Below are 8,718 nucleotides of genomic sequence, written 5' to 3'. Positions count from 1 at the left end.
AGTGTGGCCGATCACCCTCTCAGGTCGGCTATGTATCGTCGCCTTGGTGAGCCGTTACCCCACCAACTAGCTAATACAACGCAGGTCCATCTGGTAGTGATGCAATTGCATCTTTTAAGCAAATGTCATGCAACATCTACTATTATGCGGTATTAGCTATCGTTTCCAATAGTTATCCCCCGCTACCAGGCAGGTTACCTACGCGTTACTCACCCGTTCGCAACTCATCCAGAGAAGCAAGCTCCTCCTTCAGCGTTCTACTTGCATGTATTAGGCACGCCGCCAGCGTTCGTCCTGAGCCAGGATCAAACTCTCATTAAAAGTTTGAGTTCTCACTCATTTCTGTCACTGACAGATTTATTGTTTTTTTCATTGTTCAGTACTACAACCTTAGTTGTAGTGCCCTGCACATTGGTTCGTCTTGTTCAGTTTTCAAAGGTCTTTGTCACTCGCTTCTCTCAAGTGACAACTATATTAGTATATCACAGCCGCTTTCGCTTGTCAACACTTTTTTGAAACTTTTTTTCATCAAGTGCTTCAACCGCAACATACCATAGTCCGTACGGGATTCGAACCCGTGTTACCGCCGTGAAAAGGCGGTGTCTTAACCCCTTGACCAACGGACCAGAGTTGTTTTCAACTCTTACTATTATACAGACTTTTTCAGACTTGTCAACTACTTTTTAAAACTTTTTATGTTTTTTTGTATGACTTCCTATTGAGTACGGATGTCAAACTCCTTAAACACAATACGTAAGTCTCTTAATACTCTTTGACGCCCTCGGAAGCGTTCATTTCTTAAGATGCGTTCTAACTCTTCTTGTTTGTCTTTACTTTGTTTGCTTCTATAATCTCTTAGTGTCTCATGAAAGAGATAATAATCATCTAGCCACAGACCTCCCTCACTGATACGATGACTAAGCTCACCTACTTCTTCATAGGGTTCTTTATCATATCTTCGTTTTTGACTTTCTTGCTTACGGATATAGTCTAAAATCCGATTCCGGAATTTAGTTTTGAAGTATCTACGTAAGCGTGGTATATCTTCTACTAGTCCTTCTTCTCTACTGATCAATTCATGTAAGCAAATCATACCCTCTTGATCCCAATCCGATAGCTCCCATAAATGCAAGTAATATTCTTTTCTACTCTTATATACAATGCCTCGGACTTCTTCATACAATTCTTCAATCATATTGTTCCCCTTTCTAGATACAGTCTAACAAATAAAGAAGCTAATTTGGTTATTTCCCCCGTTCTGTTCTCTACACTGCCTCAACTGCACAAAAAAGAGAGGACAAGCCTCTCTTTGGGTTATAATTCTGCAATTTGGTTTAGGTTTACTTCTGCAACTGTGTCATTACCAAACATAGAGATAATCATCTTCACTTTATTGTTATCAATCTCTGTAATTTTACCAGTATAGTCTGCAAAAGCACCATCAATGATACGTACAGTTTGACCAACTTCAACATCGATATCAAACTCTTGTACAGTTTGTCCCATAGAAACCAAGATATCACGGATTTCTTGTTCCAATAATGGAGTTGGTTTTGATCTATTTCCGTGAGATCCGACGAATCCTGTAACGTTTGGTGTATTTCGAACAACAAACCAAGCTTCATCTGTCATCACCATTTCCACAAGAACATAACCTGGAAAGCGATTTTCTTCTACTTCTTTTCTCTTTCCATTTTTTTCAACTTGCACTGTTTGTGTTGGAATTTCAACACGTAATATATTATCCAACATATTGTAGGTTTGTGCACGTTGTAATAGATTTTCTTTTACCTTATTTTCATAACCAGAATAGGTTTGTAAAACAAACCATCCTTTATCAAAACTATCCATGATACTTCCTTTCATAATAGAAGATTTTTGGCGTAAATAACTCCACAAATCTTCTAAAAAATGTTAATAAATCGAATCAAACCTGAAACAATCAACTTGTCAAAAATATAAATAATCACAACAAAGAAAGCAGTGTATTCCATGATAGAACGAAAATCTCTCCAGCTTTCCTTGCGAGTTGGCCATGTTGTGTCTTTAAGAAGTCTAAAAATATCTCCAATAAAACGCATCGCTCTCTCCTATCTCGTCTCTCTGTGTGTAGTGTACTTACCACAATGTTTACAAAATTTATTTACTTCTAGTCGTGTTGGCTTGGGGTTTCCGCTGATCTTGATTGAATAGTTTCTCGAACCACAAACCGCACAAGCTAGGCTTGCTTTTTTTAGTGCCATAACGCCTCCATCTTATCTATTATAACAAGAAAGCTAGGCTTTGACAAGCATCTTAACGAAATAGATTGACTACCGAATCCCATATCGTTTGAGCCTTTTCCTTAATTTTAGCATCCGAGATAGCACGGCTAGCCTCATCTACCAGATTTTGTGCACGACTTCTAATATCAGAAAGGCTATTATCCGCCTGATTTTCTTCATTACTCTGTACTTGATTTCTTGTATTGGCTGGTGCAATTCCATTTTGCTTATAAGCATTTTCAACTGTAAAGGTACTTCCTGGCGTATAAGGTAAAATGGTATTGGCAATGTTTCTAAAGACATGAGCTGCACCGTTTGAAGTAGATCCTGCTAGATAGTGACTTTCATCAGTGGTAGGGAAACCAAGCCAGTGACTAATCACTACATCCGGAGTATAACCAATTACCCACTGGTCACTTGTGTATTCAGGATTGAAAACAGCTTCAGTTGTTCCAGTTTTTCCTGCCATGACATAGTCTGCAGGCGATGAACTAACACCGGTACCGTTGGTGAATGTCCCCAACATCATACTAGTCATCTTGTCAGCTACAGACTTATCAATCACCCGTTTTTGTGAATTTTTATGGCTCGCAATGACCTGACCACTAGCATTTTCAATTCTACTAATAAAATGAGCTTCCGGCATTAAACCTTCATTTGCAAAGGCAGCATATGCTTGAGCCATTTGAAGAGGGTTGGTTTCAACACCGCTTCCCAAGGCGACGCCAAGAACACGATCGACCTTTTCCATGTTGAGTCCGAATTTTTCGCCCGCCTCAAAAGCCTTATCAACGCCCAAATCATTAACAGTGGCAACAGCAGGCAGATTAAGCGATTCTGCCAAGGCTTGATACATAGGAACTTCTCGACTCGTTTTGATCCCTGCGTAGTTATCAACCTTATAGCTGTCATACTGCATGGTATGGTTATCCAACCGCTTATTCAAAGCCCAGCCAGCTTCAACTGCAGGCGTATAAACAACTAAAGGCTTAATTGTAGAACCAGGGCTACGTTTTGATTGAGTTGCATAGTTGAAACTCCGGAATCCAGTTTTATCATTGCCAGCAACCTGACCGACAACTCCACGAACTCCACCTGTTTTCGGTTCGAGAGCCACACTTCCTGATTGAGCAAATGTTCCATCCTCTGCCCTAGGAAATAGAGCTGTATTTTCATAGACAACCTGCATATTTGCTTGATAGTTTTGGTCCAGCTCTGTATAAATGCGGTAGCCATTATTGACAATCTCTTCCTCTGTTAGATTATACTTGGAAACGGCTTCATTAACCACCGCATCAAAGTAAGAAGGATAGCGGTAATCTGAGATTTTTCCTTCATACCTATCGTGTAATTGCGAAGTCATATCAACTTCTGCAGCTTCGGTTTCTTGATTTTTATCAATGTAACCCGCTGCAAGCATATTTTGCAAGACAGTATCGCGCCGATTGGTAGAATCTTCTACAGAATTCAAGGGATTATACAGTTCCGGCCCTTTGAGCATCCCTGCCAGAGTAGCAGCTTGATCTAAACTCACTTCTGATGCAGAAACTCCAAAGTATTTCTTACTCGCATCTTCTACACCCCACACACCATTTCCAAAATAAGCGTTGTTAAGGTACATGGTTAGAATTTGATCCTTACTATATTTTTTGGTTAATTCTAAAGCAAGGAAAAATTCTTTCGCTTTTCTCTCAACAGTTTGATCCTGTGACAGATAGGCATTTTTAGCCAGCTGTTGGGTAATAGTAGAACCACCACCTGAACGACCAGCAGTTACAATAGCCAAGAAGAAACGACCATAGTTAATCCCGTCATTTTTATAAAAAGAACGGTCTTCTGTCGCAATAACGGCATTCTGCAAATTTTTACTGATATCAGTCAATTCAACATAGGTTCCTTTTTGACCAGACAAGGCACCAGCCTCTTTTTCTTCACGGTCAAAAATGATAGTTCGAGTTTTCAAGGCATTTTGCAAATCATTGACATTGGTTGACTTGGCTACAGCAAACAAATAGGTTCCAACTAGCAAACTTGCACTCAAACCTAGTATAAGGACAATCTTTGTTAGATGATAGCGACGCCAGAATTTTCGAATTGGACCTACTTGGGCTAATTTTTTTCGATCACTACGAGAGCGACGTAAGCTAGTAGAATCAGAGTCCTCTAGTTCACTTGTTTCTTTTTTAAAAAGAGAAAGAAATTTCTCGAATAATTTATCTAATTTCATGCGTTTATTTTATCATCTTCGTCATAGGAAGACAAGAATTTAGCTATTTCCTATCCAAATAGGGCTTTTTTTGTTACAATATCTGTATGAAATTCACATTTACATTACCAGACTCTCTACCTCAAATGACGGTAAAGCAATTACTTGAGGAACAACTCCTCATCCCTAGAAAAATCCGTCATTTTTTGAGAATCAAGAAACACATTTTGATTAATCAGCGAGAAGTTCATTGGAACGAGACGGTAAATCCTGGAGATGTTTGCCAGTTGACTTTTGACGAAGAAGATTATCCCGAAAAAGAAATCCCTTGGGGCAATCCTAACCTCGTTCAGAAAGTTTATCAAGATCAACACTTGATTATTGTAAACAAACCCGAGGGGATGAAAACGCATGGTAATCAGCCAAACGAAATCGCCCTTCTTAACCATGTCAGTGCCTATGTTGGCCAAACCTGCTATGTCGTTCATCGTCTAGACATGGAAACCAGTGGCTTGGTTCTCTTTGCCAAAAATCCTTTTATCCTGCCTATTCTCAATCGCTTATTGGAGAAAAAAGAGATTTCTAGGGAATATTGGGCACAGGTCGACGGACATATCAACAGCAAAGAGCTTGTTTTCAGAGACAAAATTGGGCGTGATCGCCATGACCGCAGAAAACGAATAGTTGATACAAAAAATGGGCAATATGCTGAAACGCATGTAAGCAGATTAAAGCAATTCCCAGACAAAACTTCCTTGGTTCGTTGCAAACTAAAGACCGGGCGAACACATCAAATCCGTGTGCACCTTTCGCATCATAACTTCCCTATTTTGGGCGACCCTCTCTATAATAGTAAATCAAAGACAAGTCGGCTTATGCTCCACGCCTTTCGACTGTCCTTTACCCATCCGCTTACTCTAGAGAAATTAAGCTTCACTGTCCTATCAGATACTTTTGAAAAAGAATTAAAAAAGAATGGATGATTGTGTCATCCATTTTTCCATATAAGAAAAGCAAGACCAAGAAGCCTTGCTTTTTATCGACTCATGAATTATTTAGCGATTTTTGCGAAGTATTCAAGAGTACGAACAAGTTGTGCAGTGTATGACATTTCGTTGTCGTACCATGATACAACTTTAACCAATTGTTTACCGTCAACGTCAAGAACTTTAGTTTGAGTTGCGTCAAACAATGAACCGTAAGACATACCTACGATATCTGAAGATACGATTGGATCTTCTGTGTAACCGTATGATTCGTTTGAAGCTGCTTTCATAGCTGCGTTCACTTCATCAACAGTAACGTTCTTTTCAAGAACTGCTACCAATTCAGTAACTGATCCAGTTGGAGTTGGAACGCGTTGTGCAGATCCGTCAAGTTTACCGTTCAATTCTGGGATTACAAGACCGATAGCTTTTGCAGCACCAGTTGAGTTAGGAACGATATTTGCAGCACCAGCGCGAGCACGGCGAAGGTCACCACCACGGTGTGGTCCGTCAAGGATCATTTGGTCACCAGTGTAAGCGTGGATAGTAGTCATCAATCCTTCTACAACACCAAAGTTATCTTGAAGAGCTTTAGCCATTGGAGCCAAGCAGTTTGTAGTACATGAAGCACCTGAGATAACTGTTTCAGTACCGTCAAGAACGTCGTGGTTAGTGTTGAATACAACTGTTTTAACGTCGTTTCCACCAGGAGCAGTGATAACAACTTTTTTAGCTCCACCAGCGTGCAAGTGTTTTTCAGCAGCTGCTTTCTTAGCAAAGAAACCAGTAGCTTCAAGAACGATTTCTACACCGTCGTTAGCCCAGTCGATTTGTTCTGGATCACGTTCAGCAGAAACTTTGATGAATTTACCGTTAACTTCAAATCCACCTTCTCTAACTTCAACAGTACCGTCGAAACGACCTTGAGTTGTGTCGTATTTCAACAAGTGTGCAAGCATAACTGGATCTGTAAGGTCGTTGATACGAGTAACTTCAACACCTTCTACGTTTTGGATACGACGGAAAGCAAGACGACCGATACGTCCGAAACCGTTAATACCAACTTTAACTACCATTAGTGATTTCCTCCTTATGAAAATCATGAAATTTTTATTGTGAAAAGAGTAACTTGAATCACTACAAATCACCTTTCAACAAACCTATTATATAACTATTTAAGTTTAATTGCAAGTACGGGCATTGTTTTTCTATGTTAGTTTCTTTTTTAAACTGTAAATCAAGGAATCCCTTACTATTCATATCGTAGCGATTCTACAGGATCCATTTTACTAATTTTACGTGCTGGGAAGTAAGCTGATACATAACCAAGCAAGAGAGCGAAAGCTAGAGTTCCTAAAATAGATAGAGGATTTAATTCAAAAACCTTCGTGATGGATGGGTAAAAGTGATTTACAATCGCATTCGCCAAACTTCCCACCCCTTGTGCAACCAAAAATGCCAGCAGCAAGGCGATCCCTACAATCCAGATAGCCTCGTAAATAAAAATCCCTTTGACATCATGATTTTGATAACCAACTGCCTTCATGACACCTATTTCCTTAGAACGTTGCATAATATTGATGTAAATGATGATACCAATCATGACCGCTGCTACCACAATAGCTTGTGATGAAAGCACAATCAACAATCCCTGAATGACACGAATAAAGGTAATCACAATATCAAGAACCTTCTGTTGAGAAAGAACAGTATACTTCTTATTTTTCTGTAATTCTTCTGTTACCACTTTTGTCTGTGATGGATCTTTGAGTTCCAAGATAAAATAAGATACAGCTTTTGTAAATCCAGCTTCTTTCAAAATTGTTTCCATTTGACTAGACGGCATGAAACTGTTACTGTCCTCCATGTCATCTTCATCATTAATCACACGTACAATCTTCGTTTGAAATTGAGCAATCTTACTAGCTTCGGCAGCATTTTCTACAATACTTGCTGAGACTGATTTGCCAATAACATCACTAGCTGTCAGATTTTTTCCTGTCTGTTCATTCCAATTTTTTAGTAAACTGCTTGGGATCGTCAATCCCTGTTCATTTGCATCAGTATAGAGGGAGCCAGCTAATACTTTGTCCGCCTCATTACTACTAACAGAAATACTTGTATCCTCATAGAGACTCACTACTTGAGCATAAGAAGGCATCGTTTGACTCAGATCCATTTCTTGCCCATCTATAGTAATATTTGACATGGTCATCCCAAAAGGACTCTCCAAATATTTAATAGCTTCTTTCCCAACTGTATTCGTGATATAGTTCTTATCATCTTGGTTCAAAAAGCCTCGTCCAGCATTTTCTGTATTTAAAGCAATCTGAACTTGAGAAGGAATTTGACCTCCATTCGTATTTTCATCAATCATCGAAATCAAAGCATTTCCCAAGCCAAAAGAAATTAAGACTCCTACAAAACCGATTGAGGTTGCTAGCGCAATCAATAGGTTACGCCACTTTCTTTCCATAAAGTTATTTAAAGAAAGTTTGAATTTATTTTTCAATGATAATCCTTTATTTTTTGACTTCTTCAACGACTTCACCATCCTTCATTTTGATAATCACGTCTGCATATTCAGCAACCTCTGGATTATGGGTTACAATCAATACTGTTTTCCCTGTTTGGGCTAAATTTTTAAATACCTCCAATACCATTTCTTGGGATTGAGAATCCAGCGAACCCGTTGGCTCATCTGCTACAATCATATCTGGCTGATTTACCAGTGCACGCGCGATTGCTACGCGTTGCTTTTGCCCACCAGAAAGCTGTTTAACATTTTTAGCCATAAAAGGCTCCATGCCCAAGTTACTTAATTGCTCCTTTGCAATCATTGTCATCTCCCTGTCAGATAAATCTTTGACATAGAGAGGTAGCTTGACATTGTCCAAGACAGACTGATGAGGAATGAGGTTAAAGTTTTGAAACACAAATCCAATCTTATCTTTACGAAATTGAGTTAGTTCAATCTCTGATAAGTCACGGAGGGATTCCCCTTTAAATTCTAAAACTCCTTCATATTGTCTGTCTAAACCGCTGATGATGTTTAGCAAGCTAGTTTTGCCACAGCCTGACGGTCCGTAAATCGCTGTAATTTTACCTTTTGCAATCTGCAGGTTAATATTTCTTAGAGCCTGCTCTTGATGTTTACCGTCCAAAGTGTAAAACTTTGAAATATTTTTAATGGATAAAATGGACATTCTTTCCCCCTTGTTTAAAACTGTTATCGTCATACATCATACTGATAGAAAATCCT

The 8,718-nt window shown here is 39.2% G+C and carries 9 protein-coding genes, 1 tRNA gene and 1 rRNA gene; 1 reads left to right on the top strand and 10 read right to left on the bottom strand.

All coding sequences use genetic code 11. The features are described from left to right. The 7 genes from KUA57_RS05205 to pbp2a form a co-directional block, all read right to left on the bottom strand. Positions 1 to 321, bottom strand: a 16S ribosomal RNA gene (locus KUA57_RS05205); the annotation flags it as partial. A 233-nt stretch (positions 322 to 554) separates the two neighbouring features. Further along, positions 555 to 626, bottom strand: a tRNA-Glu gene (locus tag KUA57_RS05200). An 89-nt stretch (positions 627 to 715) separates the two neighbouring features. Further along, positions 716 to 1,195, bottom strand: a complete 480-nt coding sequence (locus KUA57_RS05195) for a sigma-70 family RNA polymerase sigma factor (RefSeq protein WP_218493777.1) — start codon at positions 1,193 to 1,195, stop codon at positions 716 to 718. 119 nt (positions 1,196 to 1,314) lie between these two features. After that, positions 1,315 to 1,851: a transcription termination/antitermination protein NusG gene (gene nusG, locus KUA57_RS05190; protein ID WP_000376740.1), complete on the bottom strand. Its 537-nt coding sequence runs from the start codon at positions 1,849 to 1,851 to the stop codon at positions 1,315 to 1,317. Positions 1,852 to 1,904: 53 nt separating this feature from the next. Next, positions 1,905 to 2,081 (bottom strand): preprotein translocase subunit SecE, encoded by a 177-nt coding sequence (gene secE, locus KUA57_RS05185; RefSeq protein WP_001210990.1) that lies wholly within the window; start codon positions 2,079 to 2,081, stop codon positions 1,905 to 1,907. Positions 2,082 to 2,090: 9 nt separating this feature from the next. Continuing rightward, positions 2,091 to 2,243, bottom strand: coding sequence for a 50S ribosomal protein L33 (gene rpmG / locus KUA57_RS05180; protein ID WP_001809375.1), 153 nt, complete (start codon positions 2,241 to 2,243; stop codon positions 2,091 to 2,093). A 52-nt stretch (positions 2,244 to 2,295) separates the two neighbouring features. Beyond that, positions 2,296 to 4,491, bottom strand: coding sequence for a penicillin-binding protein PBP2A (pbp2a, locus tag KUA57_RS05175; RefSeq protein WP_094753476.1), 2,196 nt, complete (start codon positions 4,489 to 4,491; stop codon positions 2,296 to 2,298). An 86-nt stretch (positions 4,492 to 4,577) separates the two neighbouring features. On the opposite strand from pbp2a, the gene KUA57_RS05170 reads away from it, so the two are divergent. Then, complete coding sequence (locus KUA57_RS05170; protein WP_134974010.1) at positions 4,578 to 5,453, top strand: RluA family pseudouridine synthase; 876 nt, start codon at positions 4,578 to 4,580, stop codon at positions 5,451 to 5,453. Positions 5,454 to 5,521: 68 nt separating this feature from the next. On the opposite strand, the gene gap is transcribed toward KUA57_RS05170, so the two are convergent. The 3 genes from gap to KUA57_RS05155 form a co-directional block, all read right to left on the bottom strand. Further along, on the bottom strand, positions 5,522 to 6,532 hold the full coding sequence (gene gap, locus KUA57_RS05165) for a type I glyceraldehyde-3-phosphate dehydrogenase (protein ID WP_000260687.1): 1,011 nt from the start codon (positions 6,530 to 6,532) through the stop codon (positions 5,522 to 5,524). Between the two features lie 176 nt (positions 6,533 to 6,708). Continuing rightward, positions 6,709 to 8,010 carry an ABC transporter permease gene (locus KUA57_RS05160; RefSeq protein ID WP_218493776.1) on the bottom strand — a complete coding sequence of 434 codons (1,302 nt, stop codon included), beginning with the start codon at positions 8,008 to 8,010 and terminating at the stop codon, positions 6,709 to 6,711. Continuing rightward, positions 7,979 to 8,662, bottom strand: coding sequence for an ABC transporter ATP-binding protein (locus KUA57_RS05155; RefSeq protein WP_218493775.1), 684 nt, complete (start codon positions 8,660 to 8,662; stop codon positions 7,979 to 7,981). Before KUA57_RS05155 ends, KUA57_RS05160 begins: the two co-directional genes overlap by 32 nt. Positions 8,663 to 8,718: the final 56 nt, after the last annotated feature.

This window comes from Streptococcus vulneris (genome assembly GCF_019218685.1).
In the GTDB taxonomy this organism is placed as follows: domain Bacteria; phylum Bacillota; class Bacilli; order Lactobacillales; family Streptococcaceae; genus Streptococcus; species Streptococcus vulneris.
Note: the sequence above shows the minus strand (reverse complement) of the source record. Positions and strands in the feature narration are given on the sequence as shown.